Raw genomic sequence first — 23,948 nt, 5'->3', positions numbered from 1 at the left:
GTTAGAACTTGACTCCGAGACCGACGTACGGGCCGTTCATGAGACGGCTCGCCGGCGCATTGATCGAAGCGTGCCAGCCTTCACCTGCGTAGCCGACGTCGAGGAACCACGGACTCTTGCCACCAGCAAGATTCCAATTGATCCCGGCATCGTACTTCTGCACTTTATAGCTCAGCGTTCCGCCCGGGTAGATCGTTGACCCTACAGGAAACGCGTCGTAGCGGCCTTTGATCGACTGGCTATACCACCACTTTCCGTAGTAGGTGAAGGCCCGATTGAGATCGGGAAGCTTCTCGAGACCGTAACCGATGCCGCCCAAGCGTGGGTAGCCGTAGTTGTTGTAATCGGTCATGTAGCCTTCGATAAAGTACACGCGTGGGAGAAACCCACCCATGACGCGGATCCCGAAGTTTCCGGTGAGGTTCTGGTCGTTGCCGTTGAACGTCGGGGCGAACGCTGCGACCGCGCCGGCGCCACCAAGCGTCGTCACGGGACCGGCGAGGTGCGGCCATCGCCAAATCGTGTACTCACCCTCGAGCATGAAGTGCATGCCTGCGAGCGGGAGCTCTGCAACCGCGCGGGCGTCGCCACCGTACGTGTTTGAGCTGTTGGAAGTAAACTCGTTGAAGACCCTCGGGTAAGCGATGAAATCGCCGGCGAGATAATGCTCGTAGTACGGGGTGACGATCGGCGCGGGCGTTGCAAAGGTCGCGGGCGCAATCGGTGCCTGCGTAGGCGCCGCTGTCGGTCGCGGAGGCGGCGGCGGTGCCGGAGTCGGCGGGGGAGCCGGGATGTAGCGCACGACGACCGCACGCTTCTCGGGGACCCACATTACATAGGCGCCCATGCCTTCGGAAATGACGCGCAGCGGAACGAGGATCGCACCGTCGTGAATCTCAGGCGGGACGTCGAGCGGACGGCTCTCGCCGTTGATGACGACTTCCGCTTTTCCAACCGTCACGCGGACCTCTGAGCCCGGCTTTGCAACGATTGCCGTTCGCGTCGCCGGATCGTATTCAACCGTCGCGCCCATTTGTTCGAACATCGAACGTAGCGGAACAAGAATTGTCTTGCCGCGGACAAGCGCCGCCAGGACGCGGTTTTGCTTGTCGACGTCAGGCTTAGCGTAAACGTGATGGTCGTTGAAAAGAATCGGATATTGCCCCGACGGTGGTGACCCGAAATCGGGCGCCGGTTGTGCGCTTACCGCGCCGGCCGTAACACCCAACCCAACCGCTAGGAACAGTGCATAAACGACGCAAGCCGCTCGTCCCAAAACATCCTCCATCTGAACCCGTTCGGGCTGACCCCTGGTCGCCCGCTCGCCTCATTCAAGATATAGAGGAGGGCCGCCTTGCGCGAGGCCCTGGAACTGCCGCCTATTGACCGTTTATTGACTTCTCAGGCCGGGGTCGAACGCGTCACGCAGGCCGTCACCTAAAACGTTGACGCCCATGACCGTAATCATTATTGCGAGGCCGGGGAACGTCCCCATCCACCAGGATGTGTCCAGATACTGACGGCCTTCAGCGAGCATGTTTCCCCACGACGGAATCGAGGGCGGAACGCCGAGGCCAAGAAACGAGAGCGCTGCTTCGAAAATGATGGCGCGCGCCAGCTCGAACGTTCCGATGACCGTCACCGAGGACATTACATTCGGCAGAATGTGCCGAAAGATGATTCGCGTAACCGAGTCGCCGACGGCGCGGGCAGCCTGGACGAACTCCCGCTCCCGCAGCGAGATCACTTCCGCGCGCACGATTCGCACATATTGCACCCACGAAGTGATGCCGATGACCGCAATAATCGTCCAGAGGCTTGCGCCGACCACGCCGATGACCGCGATCGCGAGCAACACGTACGGAAACGCGAGCTGAATGTCGGCGATGCGCATGATGACGTCGTCGACGAATCCGCCGACGTAGCCGGCAACCAAACCCAGCGACACGCCGATGACGCTTCCGATCACGACGACGCTGAAAGCGACTATCGATGATAGCCGAGCGCCATAAATGATGCGCGCGAGGATGTCGCGCCCGAGCTCATCCGTGCCGAGCCAGTAACCCGGCTGCGCTCCGTGCAGCCAAAACGGTGGCAACGACGTCATGTTGAGGTTCTGCACGGTCGGATCGTGCGGGGCGAGCCACGGCGCGAAGACCGCACAAATCAGGAGTAGTGCCACGATCGCGCCTCCGAACATCGCGGCGCGGCTGCGCACGAAATATCGAAACGCTTGATAACGGCGCGGAACGAATGCCAGTTCTTCTTCCGGCTCGATCCCTTTAGCGGTCACATCGAGCGTCGTCATTTGTAGGTGATCCGCGGATCGAAGACGGCGTAGGTGAGATCGACGAGCAAATTGAGACCGACGAAAATCGCGGCGGTCAGAACGACAACCGCTTCCACCACGGGATAATCACGATCGTAGATTGCTTGAACCGCGAGACGGCCGATGCCGGGCCACGAAAAGATCGTCTCGGTGATGACCGCACCGGATAACAGCGTTCCGAGCTCGAGACCGATCACCGTGACGATCGGGAGAATCGCATTGCGCAGCGTGTGCCGAACGGTGACGGTCAGCGACGAGAGCCCTTTTGCAAGCGCCGTACGTACGTAGTCGGAGCGCATGACGTCGAGCATTCCCGAACGCGTTATGCGCATTAACTTCGCGGTCGTAAACGCGCCGAGCGTTATCATCGGCAAGAGAAGGTGTTTTATGCCGCCCATCCCGGAGATCGGCAACCACCCGAGCGCGACGCCGAAGATCAAGATGAACATGATGCCGATCCAGTAGACCGGCGCTGCCTGACCGACCAGGGAAACTCCGCGAACGATGTAGTCGATCGCCGTTTCGCGTTTCGTCGCCGCGATGACGCCGGCCGGTATGGCGACGATCATTGCGAGCAAGAGCGCCGAAAACGCAAGCTCGGCCGTCGCCGGAAGGCGCTCGAGCGCCAGACCCATGGCGGGATCGCCGTGACGAATCGAGGTTCCAAAGTCACCGCGGAGCGCGTGCGCTGCGAAATCGCCGAACTGGATGAGCACCGGCCGATCGAAACCGTACTCGTGATCGAAGTTGATAACGTCTTGCTTCGAAGCTTCCGGCGGAAGCATGATCAGCGCCGGATCCCCGCTCAAATGGAGGATAAGGAAAACGGCGACGGTCACGCCGGCGAGAACCAGTACCGCTCCGAAGAGCCTTCTCACCAAATACGCGACCATCGCCGTTTCCTATTGCACTACTTGGCCCAGCTGATGTCTTTGCAGACGATCAACTCGTCCGAACGCGGCTGCCATGCGACGCGCTTGGTGATGCCGTAGAGATCCTCATACTCGAAGAGAAACAGCCACGGCGCCTGCTGGAAGATCGTTTCCTGAATCTTCGCGTAGTCGGCGTTGCGTTTTTTTGGATCGAGCTCGTATCGCGCATCCGCGATCTCTTTGTCGGTCTCCGGCGTGCCCCACGTCGAGATGGGATAGTCCGTCGTGAACAACGGCGTTAGCGTGCCGTCCGCATCGAAGGTATCGTTGCCCCAACCGAGCTCGTACATCGGCACGAGCGCTTTGTGACTGACCTGACCGACGTAGTTGGTCCACTCTTGTGTCTGTACCGACGCGTTGATGCCGACGACTTGCAGCTGTCCCGCCACGGCTTCCGCAACCTGCTTGTCCATGTTGTAGCGCCCCGACGGTGAGTTCAGCACGAGGTTGATAGGACCGTTGACGCCGGCCTGCTTCAGAAGATCCTTGGCTTTCTCGGGATCGTAATGATACGAGGGCAGCTTGGGATCGTAGCCGACGAAGTTGGGCGGTAGCGCGCCGTTGCGTAACGGAAATGCGTGGCCGCCAAGGACGGTCTTGACAATCGCCGGCACGTTGACCGCGTAGTTGAGCGCTTGGCGAAACGCAACATTATCCTGAAGTCCCGGCTTTTGCGTGTTGAACGCAATGAAGAGCACGCGATCGCTCTTTGCCGTGCCAAGTTTCGTCAGCTTTCCGTTAGCGATTTGATCGGCGTTCTGAGGTGGCACGTTCGTGATGATGTCGGTCTCACCGGTTTGCAGCGCCGCAACGCGCGACGCCGATTCTGGAATCGGCTTCCAAACAATTGTCTGGATCGCGACCTTGCCGCCCCAGTAGCCCGGATTGGCCACCATAGTGAGGTGGTCGTCTTTCTTCCATTCCTTGAGCATGTATGGACCGGTGCCCATCGGATGGTCGACTTCATAGGCGTCGCCGTGTTCCTTCCAATACTTGGCATCGACCATGCGCAAATCGTACGGACGGCCCGGCATGAGCGCTGAAGGCTTCTTCGTGACATAAACGGCCGTGTAGGGATCGGGCGTCTCGACCGATGCGATCATGCTGACGCGGTCGGCCTTCTGCGACTTAAACGCGGGGTCTTGAACTTTCTCGACCGTGAACTTGACGTCAGCGCTCGTGAACGGATCGCCGTTTGAGAACTTCACGCCGTGGCGCAGGTTGAATTGCCACTTCAAGGGCGAGATCTGCTTCCACGACGTCGCCAGCGCCGGAACGAGCTTCCCGTTCGGGTCGTGAGCCGCCAACCCGTCGAAGATTTGATTGAAGACGTTCGACGACGGCGTGACCGCTGTCGTGATCGGACTCAATGTATCCGTGTCAGCACCCTGTGAAATCGTTAGAACATCGTTTGATTGTGCCGTTGCTAGCCGCACGGCACCAAGCGAAACTCCTCCGAGAAATATAATTGCGAGTAAAAACGTCAGAACCCGACGTCGCATAGACCCTCCGATTCATGAACCGGGCAAATTTTGTAGGCCCGTTTGGTGCGGACCCCGGTCTTCCTTTAAGCAAATGGTGCTATGGTCGCACGGAGCTCGCCGAAACCGATCCTCGGCAACCCCGATCCTGCGGCGACGCCGTGCATTAACACGATGTCTCCGTCTTCCAAGAACGACCTCACCTCACCGTTCGTTAGCGCGAGCGGCCGGGCTCCCCGCAACGTCGCTTCGAGCAAGCTGCCGTACGAGCCGTCTTCGGTCCCCGAGATCGTTCCCGATCCGAGCAAATCTCCCGGCCGCACAATGCTTCCGTTGCTGGTCAGATGTGCAAGCTGTTGCGCCACGTTCCAATACATGTCGCGGAAATTAACGCGGACGATTTCCTTCGGATTCTCGCGCATCTTCTGCATGGCGCGTGATTGCAAGCTCACCGAGAGGTCGATATCGAACCCCCACGGCGCATCGACGCGCAGATATTCGAGCGGTTCGGGCTCTTGCGTCCGGTTCGAAACGCGGTAAGGCAGCAGTGCGTCGAGCGTCACGATCCACGGCGAGATCGTCGTCGCGAACGATTTCGAAAGAAAGGGTCCTAGCGGTTGTCCTTCCCACGACTGCAGATCGCGCGCGCTCCAATCGCTGAGCAGCACGACGCCGAAGAGATAGTCGGCGGCATCGTCGGTTGGAATCGGTCGTCCTTCGCCGTTCGAAAGGCCGACGATGAATCCAAGTTCCAGCTCGAAGTCGAGCTGGCGAGAAGGACCAAAGGCAGGCGCCGAAGCGTCCGCCGCTTTCGTCTGCCCGCTTGGCCGCCGGACCTTTTCCTCGGTTGAAATCGTGCTGGTCCGGCCGTGATACCCGATCGGAATGTGGCGATAATTTGGTAAGAGCGGATCGCCGCCCGGACGGAATAGTCTGCCGACGTTCGTCGCGTGCTCGATCGACGAATAAAAATCGACGTAGTCGCCGATAGCGATCGGCATGTGCATGCGCGTCAAGGCCCGCGCGACCAAAAACTCTTTCGATTTCGTCTTGTCCTCGAGGATCGTCTGCAGACGCTCGCGCGTGTCGTACCACGCTCCGTGACCGGTCTCGAGGAACGGGTTCAGCGTCGGTGACTCAAATATCTCGACGGCATTTCTTACGACGCCGTCGAGCAACCGCGCACGCGCGACCTTCGCCATGTCGACGATATCGTCACCGTATGCCACGCCTACGCTGCGGCGCTTGCCGTCCCGTGAGAATATTCCAAAGGGTAGATTTTCGAGCGGGAAGTCGCCGTTCACGCCAAGACGCCGGCTTGGCGCAGCTGGGCAGCCGGTTGTGCCGGATCGAAGGCCGCAAACGCGATGAGGAGCTCGCGTCGAACCGACGCGATCGTTGCCACTCCGAAGCGTCTCTCCCGCCACACGAGCACATCGTCATCGACCGTGAACGCGCTTGCGTCCTCGTCTTCGAGCGCCGCCACGATGGCGTCGCGCGCATCGGAGTCACGGAACGCAATTGCCGCAGCCGTGATCACGTTGAGGATGCCGTGCACACCGACGGCGCGAGTATTGTCGGCGCCGAGCTTGAGCGGGACGCGAAGCCGCGAACATTCCGCCAGCGCATGCGCGACCATTGACGCGGATGCGTTGTGGATCGGAATTTTCGCGCCGAAATTCTTCTGCGTGCGGCGGATCGAGGCCAGATGGTGCACGGTCTCGTCGATTTGATCCGGACGCGTCTGCGGTCCGAAGACTTCGCAATAGACATCGCAGTTGTCGCCGTAACCCGTCGACCAGCCGAGCAGGGTCTCGAGAATGTCGCCACGTTCGACATTCACGCCAATGGGTGAATCCACCGATGCAATCGTAACGAGGCCGAAGTCGTCGACGGCTTCGAGCGCTCTTCCGAGATGACGGTCGAGCAGCACGCTAATCGTAGGAGGCAGCTCGGCATCGCTCATTGTGAGCTCGTTGAGACGTGATGACGGGACGACGAAATGGCCGAGCGTCCTGCCGTCGGGACTGCTTCGCACTTCGGCGTCGAGTCGCAATACGTCGTCGATCGACGGCTGCGCCGGCGAAAGCAGCGCTGCGTTATCGATGGCGCGATCGATCAGCGTCTCTATCGTCCGAACTCCAGCGCTTCTTCGATCGTGGCGACCTGATCGCCGGAATTGATCGTCTCAACAGTGTCGTGCTCGCGCTTGTCCGGAGCCGGCGTCGTCACCTTATAGTGCTTGTTCGCCTCGGTGAGCCGGCCCGCGAAGATGCGGCCGTCGGCGAGGGTCACGCGCACGTAGCGCTGCAGCCAGGGCCGGATTTCGGTTTCCGTCATGTCGCCTTTCCTCTACACTGCTGTGTGAATGCCCCACGACTACGGCAGAGCCCGGATGACGCCTTTCCGCAATCGCGCTGACGCAGGGCGCGCGCTTGCCTCCCGGCTTGTCGAGGACGCGCGCAATCGCGAGGCCATCGTGCTTGCACTCCCACGTGGAGGTGTACCCGTAGGTTATGAAATCGCACGCGAGCTTAAGATTCCCATGGACGTCGTTCTCGTCCGTAAGCTCGGTGTGCCGGGTCGCGAGGAACTCGCGATGGGTGCGGTCGCGACCTCCGGGGTATTTTTCATCGACCAGTGGATGGTCGATCGACTGTCGATCTCACGCGAACAAGTCGAGGACGTCATCGAACGCGAACGCGCCGAGCTCTTGCGGCGCGAACGCGAATATCGGGGTGATCGCCCGGCACCGGACGTTCGCGGGATGACCGTCATCTGCGTCGACGACGGCCTCGCGACGGGCGCCAGCATGCGCGTCGCGGTTGCGGCAGTACGGGAGAGCCATCCCGCGCGCGTCGTCATCGCTGTTCCCGTCGCGGCGCCGGGCGTTGCTGATGCACTTCGCGACGTTGCCGATAGTATCGTCGTCGCGCGCCTGCCCGAAAACCTACGCGCCGTGAGCGTGTGGTATCAGGATTTTTCTCAAACGACCGATGAGGAAGTGCGCGACCTGCTCGCGCGAATGCGTTAGATATTCGGGAAAAGCGTGAGGATCGCCATCCAACCACCCAGACACACGCATACAACCGTTACGCCGATTGCGAGCACATTCCCAAGTAGCGAGTTCACGCGATCGCCGAGAATCTTTCGGTCGTTCGCCATGATCAACAAGAATCCGAGAACGATCGGGAGCACGAACGCATTGAACGCCTCGACGTCGACCGTGATCGAGACGAGCGGCAAATTCGGAATCAGAACCACTCCGGCAGCCAGCAACACGCAAAAGGTATAGAGACCGTAGAAACGCTTTGCTTGCATGCAATTCATGTTGAGCGAGCACGGCCAGCGAAATGCTTCGCCGAACGCCCACGCCGTTGCCAGCGAGATGACGAACGCACCAAGGAGTGATGCGCCGAGCAATCCGGCGCCGAAGATAACTCCCGCGTAGTGACCGATCAGGGGGACGAGCGCGAGCGCTGCGTGCGCGGCGTCGCTGACTTGCGTATGCGCCACGAAGAGCGTCGCTGCGGTCGTCACGACGATCGCGATCATGATAGCTTGTGTGGCAACAGCGCCGAGCGCGGTGTCAAAGCGCGAGAAATTGAGATCGGGGAGACGCAGCTTCTTATCAACTGTCGCGCTTTGTTGATAGAAGATCATCCACGGCATGATGACTGCGCCGATATTGCCGGCGATCAGCAAGAGATAGTCGCGATTCCCGAGTGGCTGCGACCCGAAAATACCGTCGTGGATGATGGAGCTGAGCTGCGGATGCGCTGCGAACGCGGCCGGGATGAACAATAGCTCGAGGAAACACAGCGCGAGCGCGACGTATTCGGCACGCTTGTAGCTTCCGGTAAGTACGACGCCGAGCAACAACACCGCGGCCGTTATGACGAGCGGCGCGACGGGGAGTCCGAAGATCAGCGCAACGCCGGCGATGCCGATGAATTCGGTCACGAGACCGGCGACATTCGTAACGAGCATCGTTACGAGCGAGAGTGAGGCCCAGCCCATTCCGTATCGCTCGCGAATCAAGGCGGCATGCCCGCGACCGCTGACGATCCCGAGACGGACGGTCATCTCTTGCACGACGAAAAGCGGCACGATCAAAAGAAGCTGCAACAGAATCAGCTTCATTCCGAATTGCGCGCCCGACGTCGCAGCGGTCGTGATGCTGCCGGCTTCCGTGTCCGCGAACGCGACTACTAACCCCGGTCCGCAAGCAGCCAAGTAGCGCAACACCATGCCGAGCACTTTCCGGTTCGGAGAGGCTAGCTGGGGGCTAAGGCCGGGGGAGCTGGTCGTGGTAGCCACAGGACCTCGTAGGTACGGCGACGCGGGTCTTTAGGTTACCCTAACAGCCCACTTCCGCGCAACGACCTCTGTGTCATTCCGAGCGTCTCGACCGTCACCGGTCGAGGGACAGTGGCCGTGTTGGATGGTAAGGCCACCCGTGCCCAACGACGCCGAAGCGTTCTTCCAGGAAGCCAAAGACCTCGAGGCATCGGGTCGCGATGAGGACGCCCGCAACGCGTACTTTGCAGTCCTGGACGTGGACCCGCACCATTTCGGCGCCCTCAACAATCTCGGCAATCTCTTTGCCCGAAGCGGCCACACGGCCGCGGCTCTCGCAACATATCGCGAAGCGCTTATGCGGCATCCGGACAATCCGGCCGCGCACGTCAATCTCGGCGTCGCGCTTCTGGAAGGCAGCAATCTCACTGCCGCTCGCAATGCATTCGAAGCGGCGCTCGCACTCGACGCTGATTGTGCCGAAGCACACCAGGGTCTCAATGCGGTCTTCGTCCGACTAGGCGATGATGCGAACGCCGATCGTCATCGCAAACTCGGCTTCCGCGATCGCAGCATCGACCGCGTTCCATATCGGGGGGACGGCAAACCCGTTGCCGACGTTCTTCTGCTCTTGTCGTCGGCAGGCGGCAACGTCGATCTGCGCCACATTCTCGACGATCACCGGTACGCGATCACTAAGCTGTTTGTCGACGTAAGCGATACCGCGATGCAGCTTCCCGAACACGATCTCGTTTTTAATGCGATCGGCGACGCCGATCGTTGCGCAGCTGCACTCGACGCAGCGGCCGAGCTTACGCGTAGGACATCAAAGCACGTTCTGAATAAACCGGCATCCGTTTTGCGAACGACACGGATTGAGAACGCTTACCGGCTGGGTGCGCTGCCCGGCGTCGTTGCGCCGCGCATCCAGCTTTTTTCACGCGGGGCGCTCGATGGAGATCCGGCCGAAGTATTTGCGCAAGCTGGATTTGCGTTTCCGTTCCTGTTGCGCGCGCCCGGGCATCATTCGGGCGACCACTTCGTCCGGATCGAAGATTCCGGCGGCGTTCGCGCCGCACTGTCTCGTCTGCCGGGTGCGGAAGTGCTTGCGATCGAGTTTCTCGACGCACGCAAAGTCGACGGGAAGGTTCGGAAGTACCGCGCGATGATCGTCGGCGGGCAAGTCTATCCGTTGCACCTCGCTATCACGTCCACGTGGATGGTCCACTATTTCACCGCCGACAATGCGCGCGAAGCGACATCCCGTTTTGAGGAAGCTGCCTTCCTTGAATATATGCCCGAAGCGATCGGACCCGTGGCAACGGCCGCCCTCGACGCGATCGGCGCAGCGCTCGACCTTGATTATGCCGGCGTCGATTTTGGACTCGACCGCAATGGAAATCTGTTGCTCTTCGAAGCCAATGCGACGATGACGATTCCGCCGGAGCCGGTCGCAAAGATGTGGGAATACCGCCGCAGCGCCGTTCACCGCGCACTTGATGCGGTTGAATCGATGCTTACACTCGCGACCGGCGTTTAACCCGAGCTCAGCCTACCGGTTCGTTAAACAGCAACAATTTCGCAACAAATTGGTAAGGCCACGCAGTTGGACTGTGCTCCGTACGATATCATCCTCGATAATGGAACTGGGACTACTTACCGTATTCAGGTAAAGACCGGCCGCTTGCGACGGGGCGTTATCTTTTTCAATTGTTATTCGAGCCACTCTCATCGCGGCGCATTACCGGCTCATTACCGCGGTAGGATCGACGCCTTTGCCGTCTATTGCCCAGACAAGTCACGCTAGGTGCCGCTTCGCTGCGCGTCGCCGCTCCGGCAAACAATATGCGCAAGACGATCAACTGGGCAAAAGACTATCGCTTTGACGAAAACAACCCTGACATTTTTCATGTCAAGGCTGTTTCGGAGTCTGGAGCCGCCGATGGGGATTGAACCCATGGTCTCCTCGTTACCAACGAGGTGCTTTACCGCTAAGCTACGGCGGCACTCTGTGCGGGCCGCGTAGTCTACTGCCTTCGACCGGCTCGCCCTGCAATTCTATCCGTTAATTTACTCGGGCGCTACGGCAATAACGGTAATTTCAAGCTTGAGGCGCGGATCCGTCGCCATCCGCTTCACTTCCACGGTCGTACTCGTGGGCAAGTGCCCCTTGAAGAACTCGCCCTGGACGCGGTTCACGGCATCCTGATCCTCACCGATGTTCGTCAAGAATCGCGTGAGCATGACGACGTTTTGCGGCGTGCACCCCGCGGCTTTCAGCGCGAGCGACAAGTGCGAGAACGCCAGCTTCGCTTGCTCGCCCGCATCGGTCGGAATCTTATCGAACTGTTCGGGAATGTGCGGATGATCGTGATACACCGGCGCCGCGTGGACGCCGGATATAAACACGAGCTTTCCGCTAGCCACCTTGATCGCGGGAACGAACAGCGAGTTGATCGCCGGATCGTAACCCTCGTGATGGATGACTTCCAGGCTCAACGATTCGGATCAGACCACAAGGGGAAGGGCACGACCGGTTTGCCGGCGCCCGGAGCGTTACCCGGATACACGATCACTTGCTGACCCTTTTGCCACTGCACGATGAACGACGTATACCCAAGCTGGATACCTTGCTCGTTGACGCGATAGTTGCCGAGCAGCGTGTGCACGCGCATCTTCGAAAACGCATCGCGGATCTTCTCTTGATCGAGTGAGCCGGCACGCTTGATCGCTTCGGCATAAAGCATGATCGCCGAGTAGTTCGACGCAGCGTGATAATCCGGATCGCGATGATGCATCTCGCGATAATCTTTGACGAAGCGCTCGTTCTCCGGCGTTTTTGCCGCGAAGTTCCACGCCACGGCCGAGAACGTTCCGTCGCAGTCGCGCCCGACGCTCTTCACAAAGAGCGGATCCGATGCGCCAATCGCTTCATAGAACATCTTCGGCGCGAAGTTGGACTGCTTGAGCTGACGAATCAAGCCAAGCGAATCTGTTGGGAACGCCATCGCCAGCACGACTTCCGCGCCTGAGGAGCGCACTTTCTCGACGACCGACGAGAAATCGCTTGCGTTGCCGGGATAATACTCTTGATAGACGATCCCTTGTCCGAAACCGCGCATCACTTCCGGCGTTGCGTTTGCAAGCGAGTGCGGAAATGCCGTGTCGCCGCCGATTACCGCGAGTTTCTTGAAACCGTGATCGTGTGCAATCGAGAGTAGTCCATACAAATAGGTCTGGACCGGACCAAGACCCTGAAAAATATACCGGTTGCCGCGGCTGAACATCACGACGTCGGCGGTCTCCGGCATGAGCATTGGCATCTTATAGCGCGCCGCGACGTTCGCAGCCGGTGCCGAGATCGCGGTCCCATACGGGCCGGTTACAATGTCGACTTTGTCTTCGTTGATAAGACGCTCGTACAAGCGCACGCCGGTCGCCGGCGCGCTCTGATCGTCGTAATACTTGAGCGCGAGCTGACGCCCAAGCACCCCTCCTTGCGCGTTGACGTGCGAGATACCGAGCTGGTAGCCCTCGAGCGAGTAGTGCCCGCCGTCCGAAAAGATACCGCTCAGCGAGACTGCAGCGCCCAACGTAATCGGATTGCTCTGCGCGGACGCCGGCCAAATTCCCAAACCTGCCGCCGCGGTTCCGGCAGCAATTCCCCCAAGAAAGCCTTCTCTCTTCATGCGCTCCGATTGGCGCAGTCCTCAAACCTCTCCTAGGAAGCGGCGCTTCACGTCTTCATTCGCGCGAATCTCGGCCGCCGCGCCTTCCATTACCGTCCGTCCTTCGCTTATAACGTACGCGCGCGACGCGAGATCAAGCGCCTGGACGACGTTTTGCTCCACGAGCACGACGGCGATTCCGCGCGCATTGATCAGGCGAATGAGCCCAAAGACTTCGAGCGTCACTTTCGGAGCGAGTCCGAGCGACGGCTCATCCATCAGTAAGACGCTCGGCTCCGACATCAGCGCACGGGCGATGGCGACAATCTGCTGCTGTCCGCCGGAGAGCGTTCCGGCGGCTTGACGGCGGCGTTGCGCTAGCATCGGAAACTGCTCGAACATCTGCTGCATTCGCTCGCGCATCCCATTGTGCGCGCGCGGCACGTGCGCGCCCATTGCAATATTTTCCTCGACCGACATCTCGCGAAAGAGATTACGCCCTTCCGGAACGAGCGCGAGCCCGCGCTCGACGATATCGGCCGGCCTGCACCCATCGATACGAGCGCCGTCGAAGATAATCGTGCCGGCCGACGGGCGCATGATCCCGAGCAGCGATTTGAGCGTCGTCGTTTTGCCGGCCCCGTTCGCACCGACGATGCTGACGATCTCGCCGCGCTCGATCGTGAACGAAACGCCGTGCAAGGCCTTAAAGTCGCCGTACGCCGCTTCGAGACCCGATGCTTCAAGCAGTGCCACTAGGGAGCCTCGGTGATCGGCGCGCCGAGATACGCTTCGATGACGCGCGGATCCGAAACGATTGCTCGAGGATTGCCTTCGGCGATGTTCTTCCCAGCGTCGAGCACCACGATCCGCTGCGAGATGCGCATCACGAGCCGCATGACGTGCTCGATACCGCAGACCGTCCCGATCCCGCGTTTGCCGAGCTCCGCGATGAACTCGGCCATGGCGTCCATTTCGGTCGGCGTCAAACCGGCCATTACTTCGTCGAGCAGCAACAGCTTGGGCTGCAGCGCGAGCGCCCGCGCGACTTCAAGGCGTTTGCGCTGCGTGAGCGTCAACGTCGATGCGCGACGGCGCGCAAGATGTCCAAGGCCGACGAACTCGACGATTTCGCGAGCGGCGGCGCGCGCCAGCTTCTTAGAACGCGCATGCGCGAGCGCGCCGACCGCGACGTTGTCGAGCACGCTAAGCGCACCGAACGGGCGAACGATTTGATAGGTGCGTGCGACGCCGGCCGAGGCGATTCGATGCGAAGGCCAACCCAAGATCGACGCGCCGAGAAAACGTACGTCGCCCGAAGAAGGGCGCACGATTCCGCTGATCACGTTGAAGAGCGTCGTCTTTCCGGCGCCGTTTGGGCCGATCAAGCAGAACACTTCTCCCGCGCGGACCTCGAGCGAAACACCACTCAAGGCTTCGACGCCGCCGAAAGCGACCGAGACGCTGTCGACGACCAGCAGCGCTTCACCCATCGGCGGTGCCGAAGCGCGCGCGCAGCGCTGGGACGATGCCGCGCGGCAAGAGCAAGAGCAAAGCGACCAACAGTCCGCCGAAAATCATCAGATATGCTTGTGGGAACTTGGCCCACAGCTGCTCGGCGATTTGCGTCATGACGACGCCGCCGACAAGCGGTCCCCACACCGTCCCGACGCCGCCCAGAATCGTCATGACGATCGATTGTAAATCGAGCCGCGATGAAAACGCGGCATCCGGCTCGATGTACGTCAAGAAATAGACGAACCCGCCGCCGAGCAACCCTGGAATCACGGCGCTCATCGCAAACGCGTAAATCTTCTCGCGCGTGACGTTGACGGCGAGGGTGCCCGCGACTTGTTCGTCTTCACGCAGCGCTTGCAAGCGTAGGCCGAATGCGCTGCGATCGATCCAGATCGTCAGCGCGAGCGCGCCGAGCGTAACGGCCAGCGTCCAGTAATAGACGGCGGTAATGTCGCTTCCGGGTGGCAGGAAAAGGCCTGCGCCCGCGCCCGTCGCCGGGAAAGCTGTAATGAGCACGCGCACCGTTTGCGCCATGCCGAACATTCCCATCGCGAAGAACGGGCCACGCAAACGCAGCATCACGTACCCGAGCGGAAAGGCAAAGGCAAGCGCGACGAGACCACCGCCGAGGGCAGCGAGCATCCAATACCAGTGGAGGTAGTTGATCAGGAATCCGGTCGCGTACGCGCCCAAACCGAAGAACGTGATCTGTCCGAACGAGAAGTACCCCGCGTAGCCGGAGATGATGTTCCAACCGTACGCAAGGCCGACGTAAACCATCGTTATATAGATGAGGTTCACGAAGTAGCCGTTTAAGCGAAGCGGCGCGATGATAAGCGCAATCACCGCCAGGATCGCAAGCGGCCAGCCGAGCCGCTTCACGCCGTTCGCCGCCCGAGCAGTCCGGAAGGCCGCAATAGCGATACGAGAATGAACAGTACGTACGGCGCCGCTTCCGCCAAACTCGCGCCGACGTAGTAGCTTGTGAACTCATTCGCGAGTCCGAGAATGACTGCCCCGAGAATACACCCCGCGTAGTTGCCGAGCCCGCCGATCACGACGACCGCAAACGCGTTGACCGTGAACTCGACGCCCATCTGCGGGTTCAAGTTGTAGATCATGCTCATCAGCGTCCCGGCCGCAGCCGCGACCGCCGTGCCGAGTGCGAAGCTGAGCGTACGGACGCGATCGATGTCGACGCCGCACGCGAGTGCGCCCTCGACGTGTTGGCTCGTCGCGCGTATTGCGCAACCGAGACGCGTGAAACGCAAGAACGCGCCGAGCAGCACTGCAAGCACGAGCGCTGCAACGAATGCGAGCAGCTTAGCCTGCGGAACCGAGATCCCGTCGATCTGGAACGCGCCGGTCAGATACGGAACGGAACGAAACGAGCCGCCGAACACGGCCAGCCCACCGCCGGCAAGAAAGAACGAGAGCCCGAACGTCAATGTGAGCGATGAGGCTTCCGCGGATGCTATCTCGCCCGGAAGCTTGCGCAGCAGAAACCGGTGGATCGCAGCGCCCGCGAGAAATCCGATCACGATCACCGCTGGAAGCACGATTAACGGATTGATTCCGATTGCGCCAAAGATGAACGCACACAGCATCGCGGCCAACACGACGAAATCGCCGTGCGCGAGATTCACGACGCGCATGACGCCAAAAATAATGTTGAAGCCCAGCGCCGAAAGTGCGAACACGCCGCCCAGCAAAATTCCGTTGACTAGCAGCTGGACGACGTGCATTCGCGAATCCTTGGAGCGGGTGGCGAGAATCGAACTCGCATCTCTTGCTTGGAAGGCAAGGGCATTACCACTATGCAACACCCGCGAAAACTGGTGGGCAGGGCTGGATTTGAACCAGCGTAACGCTTTCGCGTGCCAGATTTACAGTCTGGTGCCTTTAACCACTCGACCACCTACCCACGTAAACGCGGCGGCCGCCTTCTTTTGAGTTCTCTCCCCGAGACCCCTCGCGTACCCGTCTCGAGTGAGGGCCGGCCGCGTCCGAGTTGTGGTCTCATCGACGGCCGACTCCTTAGGGTGACCAGCCAGGCAGCGTGGTCACAGGTACGGCCGTATACTTTTCCAATTAAACCGCGCAGATGATTTACGCGTTCGGCCCCGAGAGCGCCGCACTGAGCGCGCGACTCGGCGATCCGTTTGATGCCGTTCTCTCAGATATATCGCATCTTCAAGAGGCGTCCGTTCAAACGCGCGAACGCCGGGCCCGAGGAGAGCAGCTCTATGGAATGCTGCTTTGGGTCGAACCTCGAATCGCCGTAACCTGGTTCATTGCGAGCAAGCTTCTCGCTGCGCCCTCGAGCCTTGATCACCGAAACTCATCGATCAATTCATTGCAACGGCTTGATTATCTCCAAAATGTGCTGGTGAACGGGCAGCCTGCAAGTCTTCTCTTGGCGCTGCCTAGCGAAGAGGTACGCAAATTCGCAGAGATGACCGCTGTCCAGCTCTTTCGGTCGCGTTGCGAAGTGAAGCGATTCAGAGAAAACTTTAACACGCCATTTCGTGAATGGGAGCTACTCGTCGTTCCCGCGGAATTGCCCGACGTGAGTTGGCGTCCGACAAGAGAACCGCTCGTGGTGATTTGGGCGCCTTATCTAAGCGCCCCCGAAACGAGCTTTCTCGCGTTCGCACTTGAGGAATTGCACGCCGAGACGTGGGTGGTGTGTTCCGACGGCGACGCGCCGGACGTCCGCGCGAATTACATCCATCGCGACGATCCTCGCGTCCGGGACCTTTTGGGACGCGCCTCTTGTATCGTCGATTCCTCGCTTTCCGATCCTGCTGCCGCGATCGCTTTTGCAGAGCGTGGCTTTCCGGTCGTGTCGAGCTGGACGACCGGTGCCGCCGAATTCGTCTCGCCGGTGGGCCTGTTCATCCCATGGGCACACCGCACCGTGTACTGGGGCGTGCTCCAAAGTCTCGGCCGGCCCGCAAGCGCGCGACACGCCTTCCCGGTCATGCCACCGCGCCTCACAAACGCGGCAATGAGCAGATGATTCACTCCTTCGGGCGGCAGGCCGACACGCTTGCGGCCCGGCTCGGAACGGTAGCATTTGACGCGGTCTTTACCGACATCGCTGCGTTACGTCAAGCCTTTCCGGCAGCGATCCAGTGCAGGCAACGCGGTGAGCGCACCTACCACTTCGTGCTTTGGAACGAACCGCGTGCCGCGATGGTCTGGAAACTCGCCACCGACATCGCCATGCGAGACTTGTCTTCTGAGAACCGTCGTACCGCTTTCACCGCTCTTGCCGACACCTCGATCGACAGCAACCCGCAAAATGACTTTATGTGGCCTGAGGCTCTCGTACGCGAATTTGTAGCCCTCGGCTCCGCGCAGCTCTTTCACTCGCATTTCGAGGCCTTACGCTATCACGAGATTACCGGAGGGTTTTGGCGCGAATACGAGCTTCTTGTCGTTCCCCACGAGCTTCCCAATGTGATCTGGGCTCCCACAAGACAGACACGTGTCGTGGTGTGGGCGCCGGAACTCAACGCAACCGAGACGGCCTTTCTCGCCCTTTCTCTCGAGGAGTTGCAGACCGAGACGTGGATCGTCTGCTCGGAGGGCGAGCTCCCGAGCGTTCGTGCAAAGTATTTGCCGGCAGACGACGACAGTGTCGCCGATCTGCTCCGAAATGCTTCCTGCATCGTGGATGCCTCGCTTGCGGATCCGGGCGCCGCGATCGCCTTCGCCCAACGCGGTTTTCCCGTCGTCGCGAGCAGCACGACGGGCGTCGAAGAATTCATCTCTCGCGCGACATTCTTTACGGCTTGGGAACCCGCAAGCGTCTGTCGAGCGGTGCAAGATGCGGCCGGCAGGCCCTCGTCAATTCGAAAGTTTTCGGCCGCTTTACCGCCGCCGCTCCAAGCGGGAATCCAGCCGACGGCCGAAGCAACGCTCGTCTCCGTCGTATGTCCGACGTACAACCGGCCGGATGAAGTTCGATTGCAGCTGATCTCACTTTCGAAGCAAAGCTATCCAAATCTTCAAATCGTGCTCGTGAATGATGGCGGCCCGTCGCTCCGGGAGTTATGCGATGAATTCCCGTTCCTTCGTATCAAACTCGTCGAGCTCGAGAGCAATGTCGGCGGCATGAACGCACTGAAGGCCGGCTGGCGTGCTGCCGACGGCGAATATGTCACAGCGATCGCAGATGACGATCGTCTTTTCCCCGACCACGTCGAGCGGCTGGCTCAGGCTCTGGAGCGTTGCGGAGGAGACGTCGCGCATGGCAATACGGTGTACTCCTACGCCGTGTTGGAGGCCGACGGCGCCGTCTACGAATGCGGCTATCGCATACCCCCTAATGTGCCGAACGATCCGACGTGGGTATTGATCAATGTCGCCATAACGTCAATGAGCATGATGGCGCGCACTCGGTTCTTCAAACAAATCGGCCTCTTTGACGATGCCCCGGAAGCCGCGAGGAGTAGCGCTGAGTACTACATGGAAACCGACCTTGCGCAAGTCATGCGATCCTCGGTGTACGCGGATCTTCTGCATGTTGATCATTTTACTAACGAATACAGACCCCGGCTCGACGGTGCGGGGATTTCATCAAGACTCCTGAACGGCGAATTTGCTCGCGATTGCCTCGCATTCGTATACAGGACCGTTCCCCTTCGCGATCGCCCCCTTATACAGGCCGAGCGCGAAAAAATGCTCGACGTGTTCTTGCACCGTTCACCCGACGAGATCTTCGGAATACCGACCTTTCAGTTTACTCCCGAGGAGGCCGCGCTTCGTCCTCGCCGCGAGATATAGTCCGTTCCCTCGTCTGACGTCCGAAAAAGTTTACGAGCGCCCGAACGCTGGGTATGGGGACCTCGTGCCCGAGTCGCAGGCTTTCCCTAGCGAGATCGAGTCTTTCATCGCGTACTGCATCGACTCAGTCGAGCAGGTCGAGGTCCTGTTGCTTTTGGCGCACGCCGAGCGAAGCTGGACGATCGCTGAATTGAGCGAACACCTGCGCAGCTCGAGACGCTCGGTCGGTCTCCGCCTCGTTTCACTCGTCGCACATGGCCTGGTTGCACGCGACGGCGTGTCCTTTCGCTACGCGGCAAGCAGCGATGACGATGCTTTGGTAAAGCGGCTCGGCACCGTGTACGAAGAGCGACGCTCTGCCGTCATCGATCGAATCTTCTCTGCGAAGCGCGATCCCTTGCAACATTTCGCCGATGCGTTTCGGCTCCGTGAGGATTCGACGGATGGCTGAGACCGTCTACATCATCGGCATCCTGACGAGCACCGCGTGCACCGTCCTCCTCTTACGTGGATACGTTCGCTCGCGCGTGCGGTTACTGCTTTGGAGCGGACTCGCATTTGCCGGATTGACGTTCAACAACGTTCTGCTCTACGTCGATCTCTTGCTACTACCGCAGACCGATCTCTCTTCGTGGCGTCTCGTACCTGTCGTGGTCAGTCTCGGTGTGCTCTGCTATGGACTGATCTGGGAGGCAGGCTGACGATGTATGCGTTGCTGTCGGGCGTGGTCGCTGCGCTTACGTTCGTCGCCGCAATCGCGTTTTTGCGCTCTTTCGTCCGCACACGGGATCGTTTCTTCCTATACTTCGCGGCCGCGTTCATCATCTTTGGGATCACGCAGGTCGCGTTGGGAATCACGAACTCGCCCGAGGTCAACCATCCGGCTATTTATGTCCCACGCTTGGTGACGTCGCTCTTAATTCTTGCGGCGATTTGGGATAAAAACCGAAGCAGCCGCGCGCGTCCTCCGTTGGAGGCACCGGCCGATCTCGAGACTTATCAGCGGCGTCGAGCCGCGCTCTAAGCCGTAAAGCGCGCTCGCTTGACCAGCATCGAACGAACCGCGTCATAGATGCGCTGGACCGGCGGTAGGCGATAACGCCAGCGTTCGTCATCTTCAGGCTCCGGGACGATCATGGTTGCGTTCGCCTCGAACACGACGACGCGACCGTTAGAGTCAATCGCAAAGTCGATCCCGCCGTAGTCGAGATCGAGCGCCTCGCGAATCTTCTCCAAAGCGCGAAGCGCGCGAGTTCCAATCGTAGCTTCGAGGCTTTCGACGAAGGCTGCATCCTCGGCACGATGTCCGGCATTCTCGGCCATGTCGGCGGTGAAGTAATGCACCTTCCACTGTTCCGCGACCGCAGCATGGAGCGGATAGAGTTTTCCATCCACGATAACGACACGATACTTGCGCACCTTGCCGTCGGAATTCCGGACGTCGAGAAACTCGATCAACAACAGCTCGCGTCCCGGCAAGCTCGCCGCTGCAGCCGCAAGTTCGCCGGCCGACTCAACTCGCACGAAATACTCACCGGTGTGAAATCCCGGTGACCGCAATAAAATCGGATAACGTAGTCCATCGATATGTGCAAGACGTTCCCGAGGTACTTTGAGAACGTGTGGCGTGATGACGTCCGCGATCGATGAGAGCCGCTCGGCATTGTGCGTGCGGCTCGTCGTCCGAACCGCTTGGGGACGGTTCAACACCGGACGATCGGTTCGCCCAAAGACGGCAGGCGCCAAGTCCAGCAGCGCAGCGCACCGTTCAGCATCGCCGATCGCGTTCCAGACGACGTCGTGCTCGGGATACGGGACATTTGGTTCAAGATATTCGAGGAAGACTTGGCGGACATCGAACGCCGGCGTCCGCAGCAAATCGTGCGCGTAGAGATTTCCGCCGATCACCGATTCGACCAGTAAGACTTTGACCGGGTCGCCGTTATGTAAAAATGCTTGGATTGCACTCGGCTCTCGCACGACTGTCGGCCGGTGTGCGCGCGCGCCCGCGATATCGCCGAGACGCTCGAGTACAAGGCTAAGGCCTTCGTACGCTTTTGGATTCGGATCGATCGCGAGAGCTTGTTCGAAGTGCGCGCGTGCCTGTGCCAGGTCGCCTTCGGTTAAATAGAGACTTGCAAGGTTCGTGTGACCGACGGCATCCTCGGGATGCCACTTGACCGCTTCGGCGAGCGCGGTGAGCGCCGGCCTTCGCAAGCCTCCCGAAAACAAAAACATACCGAAGTCGTTGAGGACGCCAAAGTTCGTTGGGTCCTCGGCGAGCAGTTCCATGAACGCCGTCTGCGCTTCTTCACGCCGCCCGAGCATGCTGAGAAGACACGCGCGCTGGTGCTTCGGAGCAAAGAGCTCGCGAGGCGCTTCCAGAAACCGCTCGATATCGACGTACGCCGCTTGGCGAGCCGTCATTCCGGCACTTTCCGTCATTTCAGCCCTTCTTCGGACCCTGCCGGGTAAGACGCTGCCAAGCTGCGAATTCTGAGATCATGCACCGCTGGCGCATCCATCGCGAGCGCGTCGTCGAGCGTATTCGCCGTTCTAAGACGAATCGTGTTTTGCTGTTGCTCGCCGACGCCGGATTTGGGAAGAGCGTCGCCCTTAAGCAGTTTCTCGACGGCGAGCAAGAACCGTGCGCCTTCTATCGCGTCGATCCCGACACAACGTCGCTCCTGGGCTTTCTGCGCGGACTCAGCTCGGCGCTCGAGCCGTTCGTTCCGGGTGCGCATCTCTCGTTCACGATGGCTTACGAACGTTCGATGCAATCACAAGCTCCATTCGGCGAGCTCGCTACGTGGCTTGGAGAGCATTTGCGCAACACGAACGTGCGCATTGCAATCGACGACCTGCACCACGCAGGCTCGGATGACGTCGGCGATTTTCTCTCACACGCGATCGACGCGTCACCACGCGCAGTCAAGTGGATCATCGCAACCCGTTCGTCCAAGGCCTTTTCGCCGTCGTCGTGGCTTGCGCAGCGCGAAATGGATTGGCCGATCGACGAATCCGAACTGCGATTCACCTCGGGCGAAGTCGCTCAGCTTGCGCAATCGGTTGGTCTAACGTTGTCGCCCCGCGGTTTCGACGCGGCTTTGCGCACGTCGGACGGATGGCCGTCAGCGGCGGCGCTTGCGCTCATGCAAGCCGAGACGCTCCCGGCTCTCGAGATCTCCGCAAGCAAAGCCGAAATCTATGACGCGCTCGCGCGTCTCGTTTTCGAATCCCAAAGCCAGCCAGCGCAGCGATTCCTGCTCGAAACCTCGGTCTTCAGGATCCTCGAACGTAACGTGCTGCGCGCATCCGATTGGCACTTTCAAGGACTCGCGGACGCGCCCGGTTGGGATGGCCCCTACATCGAGGAGCTTGGCGAAGGCGTCTACCGCTACGATAGTCTTTTTCGTGATTTTCTCTTACGCGTGCTGTCCGAACAAGGCGAGAGCGTCGAGCGTGATGCGCTCATTCGCGCGGCAGTCGCTTACGAGCGGCTCGATCGCATCCCTGAAGCGATGGAATATCATGGACGCGCGGCAACAACCAGTGCGCTCACGCGTTTGCTTTCAAAATACGGCCTCGGCCTAATCGAAACGGGCGAAACGGATGCGGTCGAGTCGGTAATCCGTATGCTGCCCGAAGACGAGCAACATGCAAGCCCGGCGATTCTCGGATTGCGCGCCGTCATCGATTCCCAAGCTGCTCGTTACGATACGGCCGAGGCGTGGTATCGCCTAGCTCTGCACGAGCTCGACGACGAACGCTTGCGCTTGCGGCTCATTTACCGCTACAGCCTCGACTTATTGCGACGCGGCCGCATGGACAGCATAGACTTGCTCGAACCTGCGATCGTCTCGGCGCTTGCGAGCGGGCATGATGTTCATCCGCTTCTGTGTTGCACGCTCGCGACGGCCTACGTGCAAGTCGGCCGGAACGACGAAGCGCGCACGCTCGTTATCTCGGCACTGCCGAAACTCGCGCCCTCGCTCACCGATTCGCAGCGAGCGCGTGCGTACCATCAGGCCGCATTCGTCGCCTTGCGCATCGGCGACATCAAAGATGCGCACACCTTTGCGTCCGCGGTTGTCGAGATCGCAGGACCCGCAGGACTATATGACGTTGCCGCGCGCGCCTACAGCATCTTGTACGAGATCGCCCACGTACACGAGGCGAATCCACGCAAAGCCCTCGAGTATGTCGAGAATGTCGCGTCGTTCGCGCTCAAGTGCGGCGACACGCATATCCGTGAGTGGGCGCTGATCGCGGCGTACTACATCGAAGCCGAGCGCGGCGCCGGCGCGATGATGTCGACGATCGAACGCTCCTTGAATACCGCCGACGTCTTGCAAATGACCGACGAGGCAACGAAGGCGCTTTTGCCGGGCCAAGCGCTGCGCTCGACCTGGACCGGCGACTTCGCGCACGCCGGACGATTGCTCGCGAATACGGCGCCCGATCAGGATTCGCCGGATCGCCGAGCCTTGCGATGGGCCGAGATCGGCCTGTACAGCGCCGCGGCCGGAATGATCGAGGAAGCCCGCACGGCGCTCGCCGAGGCGCGCCGCGAGAGTGCCGGGGCCGCGCCGGGCAAATATGCCGCTCAGGCCCTGGCGTACATCTTAGTCGTGCTCTCGATGTTCGGAGACGACGTTGCCTGGGAAGAAGTACGACGTGACCCTCGCTTGGGAGGCCTCGGCCTGGCAATCCGGGCGCTCGTGCACTGTGCCGAGCTGCTCCACGTCCACTGGGCCCAGAAGCGGGACCACGCCGGGGTATTGGCCGCGCTCGAGGATCTCCGCCGGCACGAGATGGGCGGCGTTGCGGCCATGCTCGAGGCCCTGCCGGCCCAGCCGCCGGCGCGGGTTCCGCCTCTGGCCATGTAGGTGCCCGAGGCTGGGCACGGAAAGTGATGCAAGGTCCC

General features: G+C 60.3%; 23 protein-coding genes and 3 tRNA genes. 8 read left to right on the top strand and 18 right to left on the bottom strand.

Going from position 1 to position 23,948, the window contains the following annotated elements; all coding sequences use genetic code 11:
- Position 1 precedes the first annotated feature (1 nt).
- The 7 genes from VGG22_16085 to VGG22_16055 form a co-directional block, all read right to left on the bottom strand.
- Entirely contained in the window at positions 2 to 1,288 is a 1,287-nt protein-coding gene (locus VGG22_16085) for a copper amine oxidase N-terminal domain-containing protein (protein HEY1729891.1), read from the bottom strand.
- A gap of 102 nt (positions 1,289 to 1,390) precedes the next feature.
- Entirely contained in the window at positions 1,391 to 2,308 is a 918-nt protein-coding gene (locus VGG22_16080; GenBank protein ID HEY1729890.1) for an ABC transporter permease, read from the bottom strand.
- Positions 2,305 to 3,222: an ABC transporter permease gene (locus tag VGG22_16075; protein HEY1729889.1), complete on the bottom strand. Its 918-nt coding sequence runs from the start codon at positions 3,220 to 3,222 to the stop codon at positions 2,305 to 2,307. Before VGG22_16075 ends, VGG22_16080 begins: the two co-directional genes overlap by 4 nt.
- A 17-nt stretch (positions 3,223 to 3,239) precedes the next feature.
- Positions 3,240 to 4,763 (bottom strand): ABC transporter substrate-binding protein, encoded by a 1,524-nt coding sequence (locus VGG22_16070; GenBank protein HEY1729888.1) that lies wholly within the window; start codon positions 4,761 to 4,763, stop codon positions 3,240 to 3,242.
- A gap of 65 nt (positions 4,764 to 4,828) precedes the next feature.
- Positions 4,829 to 6,046 carry a fumarylacetoacetase gene (gene fahA, locus VGG22_16065; GenBank protein HEY1729887.1) on the bottom strand — a complete coding sequence of 406 codons (1,218 nt, stop codon included), beginning with the start codon at positions 6,044 to 6,046 and terminating at the stop codon, positions 4,829 to 4,831.
- Positions 6,043 to 6,798, bottom strand: coding sequence for a hypothetical protein (locus tag VGG22_16060; protein HEY1729886.1), 756 nt, complete (start codon positions 6,796 to 6,798; stop codon positions 6,043 to 6,045). Before VGG22_16060 ends, fahA begins: the two co-directional genes overlap by 4 nt.
- A gap of 71 nt (positions 6,799 to 6,869) precedes the next feature.
- Positions 6,870 to 7,082, bottom strand: coding sequence for a hypothetical protein (locus tag VGG22_16055; GenBank protein HEY1729885.1), 213 nt, complete (start codon positions 7,080 to 7,082; stop codon positions 6,870 to 6,872).
- 55 nt (positions 7,083 to 7,137) lie between these two features.
- Between VGG22_16055 and VGG22_16050 the strand changes: the two genes are divergently transcribed.
- Positions 7,138 to 7,776, top strand: coding sequence for a phosphoribosyltransferase family protein (locus VGG22_16050; GenBank protein HEY1729884.1), 639 nt, complete (start codon positions 7,138 to 7,140; stop codon positions 7,774 to 7,776).
- Here the strand turns inward: VGG22_16050 and VGG22_16045 are convergent.
- The gene (locus VGG22_16045) at positions 7,773 to 8,993 is read right to left on the bottom strand and encodes a divalent metal cation transporter (GenBank protein ID HEY1729883.1); all 1,221 of its coding nucleotides are present in this window, start codon (positions 8,991 to 8,993) and stop codon (positions 7,773 to 7,775) included. The genes VGG22_16050 and VGG22_16045 overlap by 4 nt on opposite strands.
- 208 nt (positions 8,994 to 9,201) lie before the next feature.
- On the opposite strand from VGG22_16045, the gene VGG22_16040 reads away from it, so the two are divergent.
- Positions 9,202 to 10,581: a tetratricopeptide repeat protein gene (locus VGG22_16040; GenBank protein ID HEY1729882.1), complete on the top strand. Its 1,380-nt coding sequence runs from the start codon at positions 9,202 to 9,204 to the stop codon at positions 10,579 to 10,581.
- A gap of 391 nt (positions 10,582 to 10,972) precedes the next feature.
- On the opposite strand, the gene VGG22_16035 is transcribed toward VGG22_16040, so the two are convergent.
- From VGG22_16035 to VGG22_15995, 9 genes are all read right to left on the bottom strand, one after another.
- Positions 10,973 to 11,047: transfer RNA gene (locus VGG22_16035), tRNA-Thr, on the bottom strand.
- A gap of 64 nt (positions 11,048 to 11,111) precedes the next feature.
- On the bottom strand, positions 11,112 to 11,540 hold the full coding sequence (locus VGG22_16030; GenBank protein HEY1729881.1) for a RidA family protein: 429 nt from the start codon (positions 11,538 to 11,540) through the stop codon (positions 11,112 to 11,114).
- Positions 11,537 to 12,730, bottom strand: a complete 1,194-nt coding sequence (locus VGG22_16025; protein ID HEY1729880.1) for an amino acid ABC transporter substrate-binding protein — start codon at positions 12,728 to 12,730, stop codon at positions 11,537 to 11,539. Before VGG22_16025 ends, VGG22_16030 begins: the two co-directional genes overlap by 4 nt.
- Positions 12,731 to 12,751: 21 nt before the next feature.
- Positions 12,752 to 13,465, bottom strand: a complete 714-nt coding sequence (locus VGG22_16020; GenBank protein ID HEY1729879.1) for an ABC transporter ATP-binding protein — start codon at positions 13,463 to 13,465, stop codon at positions 12,752 to 12,754.
- A complete protein-coding gene (locus VGG22_16015) occupies positions 13,465 to 14,202 on the bottom strand; it encodes an ABC transporter ATP-binding protein (GenBank protein HEY1729878.1) in 738 nt (245 codons plus the stop codon). Before VGG22_16015 ends, VGG22_16020 begins: the two co-directional genes overlap by 1 nt.
- Positions 14,195 to 15,109 (bottom strand): branched-chain amino acid ABC transporter permease, encoded by a 915-nt coding sequence (locus VGG22_16010; protein ID HEY1729877.1) that lies wholly within the window; start codon positions 15,107 to 15,109, stop codon positions 14,195 to 14,197. The genes VGG22_16015 and VGG22_16010 overlap by 8 nt, the downstream gene beginning before the upstream one ends.
- Positions 15,106 to 15,972, bottom strand: a complete 867-nt coding sequence (locus VGG22_16005) for a branched-chain amino acid ABC transporter permease (GenBank protein ID HEY1729876.1) — start codon at positions 15,970 to 15,972, stop codon at positions 15,106 to 15,108. The genes VGG22_16010 and VGG22_16005 overlap by 4 nt, the downstream gene beginning before the upstream one ends.
- A gap of 11 nt (positions 15,973 to 15,983) precedes the next feature.
- Positions 15,984 to 16,057 (bottom strand) — tRNA-Gly (locus tag VGG22_16000).
- A 6-nt stretch (positions 16,058 to 16,063) separates the two neighbouring features.
- Positions 16,064 to 16,151 (bottom strand) — tRNA-Tyr (locus tag VGG22_15995).
- Positions 16,152 to 16,331: 180 nt separating this feature from the next.
- Between VGG22_15995 and VGG22_15990 the strand changes: the two genes are divergently transcribed.
- The 5 genes from VGG22_15990 (at position 16,332) to VGG22_15970 (ending at position 20,045) form a co-directional block, all read left to right on the top strand.
- A complete protein-coding gene (locus VGG22_15990) occupies positions 16,332 to 17,249 on the top strand; it encodes a hypothetical protein (GenBank protein HEY1729875.1) in 918 nt (305 codons plus the stop codon).
- On the top strand, positions 17,246 to 19,021 hold the full coding sequence (locus tag VGG22_15985; protein ID HEY1729874.1) for a glycosyltransferase family 2 protein: 1,776 nt from the start codon (positions 17,246 to 17,248) through the stop codon (positions 19,019 to 19,021). The genes VGG22_15990 and VGG22_15985 overlap by 4 nt, the downstream gene beginning before the upstream one ends.
- A gap of 64 nt (positions 19,022 to 19,085) precedes the next feature.
- Positions 19,086 to 19,472 carry a helix-turn-helix domain-containing protein gene (locus tag VGG22_15980; GenBank protein ID HEY1729873.1) on the top strand — a complete coding sequence of 129 codons (387 nt, stop codon included), beginning with the start codon at positions 19,086 to 19,088 and terminating at the stop codon, positions 19,470 to 19,472.
- Positions 19,465 to 19,722, top strand: coding sequence for a DUF5985 family protein (locus VGG22_15975; GenBank protein ID HEY1729872.1), 258 nt, complete (start codon positions 19,465 to 19,467; stop codon positions 19,720 to 19,722). Before VGG22_15980 ends, VGG22_15975 begins: the two co-directional genes overlap by 8 nt.
- A gap of 2 nt (positions 19,723 to 19,724) precedes the next feature.
- Positions 19,725 to 20,045, top strand: a complete 321-nt coding sequence (locus VGG22_15970) for a DUF5985 family protein (GenBank protein ID HEY1729871.1) — start codon at positions 19,725 to 19,727, stop codon at positions 20,043 to 20,045.
- Here VGG22_15970 and VGG22_15965 read toward each other — a convergent pair.
- Entirely contained in the window at positions 20,042 to 21,466 is a 1,425-nt protein-coding gene (locus VGG22_15965; GenBank protein ID HEY1729870.1) for a tetratricopeptide repeat protein, read from the bottom strand. The genes VGG22_15970 and VGG22_15965 overlap by 4 nt on opposite strands.
- Before the next feature lie 59 nt (positions 21,467 to 21,525).
- On the opposite strand from VGG22_15965, the gene VGG22_15960 reads away from it, so the two are divergent.
- Positions 21,526 to 23,910, top strand: coding sequence for a hypothetical protein (locus VGG22_15960; GenBank protein ID HEY1729869.1), 2,385 nt, complete (start codon positions 21,526 to 21,528; stop codon positions 23,908 to 23,910).
- Positions 23,911 to 23,948 lie beyond the last annotated feature (38 nt).

The organism is Candidatus Baltobacteraceae bacterium, assembly GCA_036489885.1.
Lineage (GTDB): Bacteria > Vulcanimicrobiota > Vulcanimicrobiia > Vulcanimicrobiales > Vulcanimicrobiaceae > JAFAMS01.
This window is presented reverse-complemented; position numbering and strand designations above follow the sequence as displayed.

Bases quoted from the DNA above. Each gene is read 5' to 3' on its own strand.
- VGG22_16085 (HEY1729891.1), bottom strand. From the start codon at position 1,288: ATGGAGGATGTTTTGGGACGAGCGGCTTGCGTCGTTTATGCACTGTTC.
- VGG22_16080 (HEY1729890.1), bottom strand. From the start codon at position 2,308: ATGACGACGCTCGATGTGACCGCTAAAGGGATCGAGCCGGAAGAAGAA.
- VGG22_16075 (HEY1729889.1), bottom strand. From the start codon at position 3,222: ATGGTCGCGTATTTGGTGAGAAGGCTCTTCGGAGCGGTACTGGTTCTC.
- VGG22_16070 (HEY1729888.1), bottom strand. From the start codon at position 4,763: ATGCGACGTCGGGTTCTGACGTTTTTACTCGCAATTATATTTCTCGGA.
- VGG22_16055 (HEY1729885.1), bottom strand. From the start codon at position 7,082: ATGACGGAAACCGAAATCCGGCCCTGGCTGCAGCGCTACGTGCGCGTG.
- VGG22_16050 (HEY1729884.1), top strand. From the start codon at position 7,138: ATGACGCCTTTCCGCAATCGCGCTGACGCAGGGCGCGCGCTTGCCTCC.
- VGG22_16045 (HEY1729883.1), bottom strand. From the start codon at position 8,993: ATGGTGTTGCGCTACTTGGCTGCTTGCGGACCGGGGTTAGTAGTCGCG.
- VGG22_16025 (HEY1729880.1), bottom strand. From the start codon at position 12,730: ATGAAGAGAGAAGGCTTTCTTGGGGGAATTGCTGCCGGAACCGCGGCG.
- VGG22_16015 (HEY1729878.1), bottom strand. From the start codon at position 14,202: ATGGGTGAAGCGCTGCTGGTCGTCGACAGCGTCTCGGTCGCTTTCGGC.
- VGG22_16005 (HEY1729876.1), bottom strand. From the start codon at position 15,972: ATGCACGTCGTCCAGCTGCTAGTCAACGGAATTTTGCTGGGCGGCGTG.
- VGG22_15990 (HEY1729875.1), top strand. From the start codon at position 16,332: ATGATTTACGCGTTCGGCCCCGAGAGCGCCGCACTGAGCGCGCGACTC.
- VGG22_15985 (HEY1729874.1), top strand. From the start codon at position 17,246: ATGATTCACTCCTTCGGGCGGCAGGCCGACACGCTTGCGGCCCGGCTC.
- VGG22_15975 (HEY1729872.1), top strand. From the start codon at position 19,465: ATGGCTGAGACCGTCTACATCATCGGCATCCTGACGAGCACCGCGTGC.
- VGG22_15970 (HEY1729871.1), top strand. From the start codon at position 19,725: ATGTATGCGTTGCTGTCGGGCGTGGTCGCTGCGCTTACGTTCGTCGCC.
- VGG22_15965 (HEY1729870.1), bottom strand. From the start codon at position 21,466: ATGACGGAAAGTGCCGGAATGACGGCTCGCCAAGCGGCGTACGTCGAT.
- VGG22_15960 (HEY1729869.1), top strand. From the start codon at position 21,526: ATGCACCGCTGGCGCATCCATCGCGAGCGCGTCGTCGAGCGTATTCGC.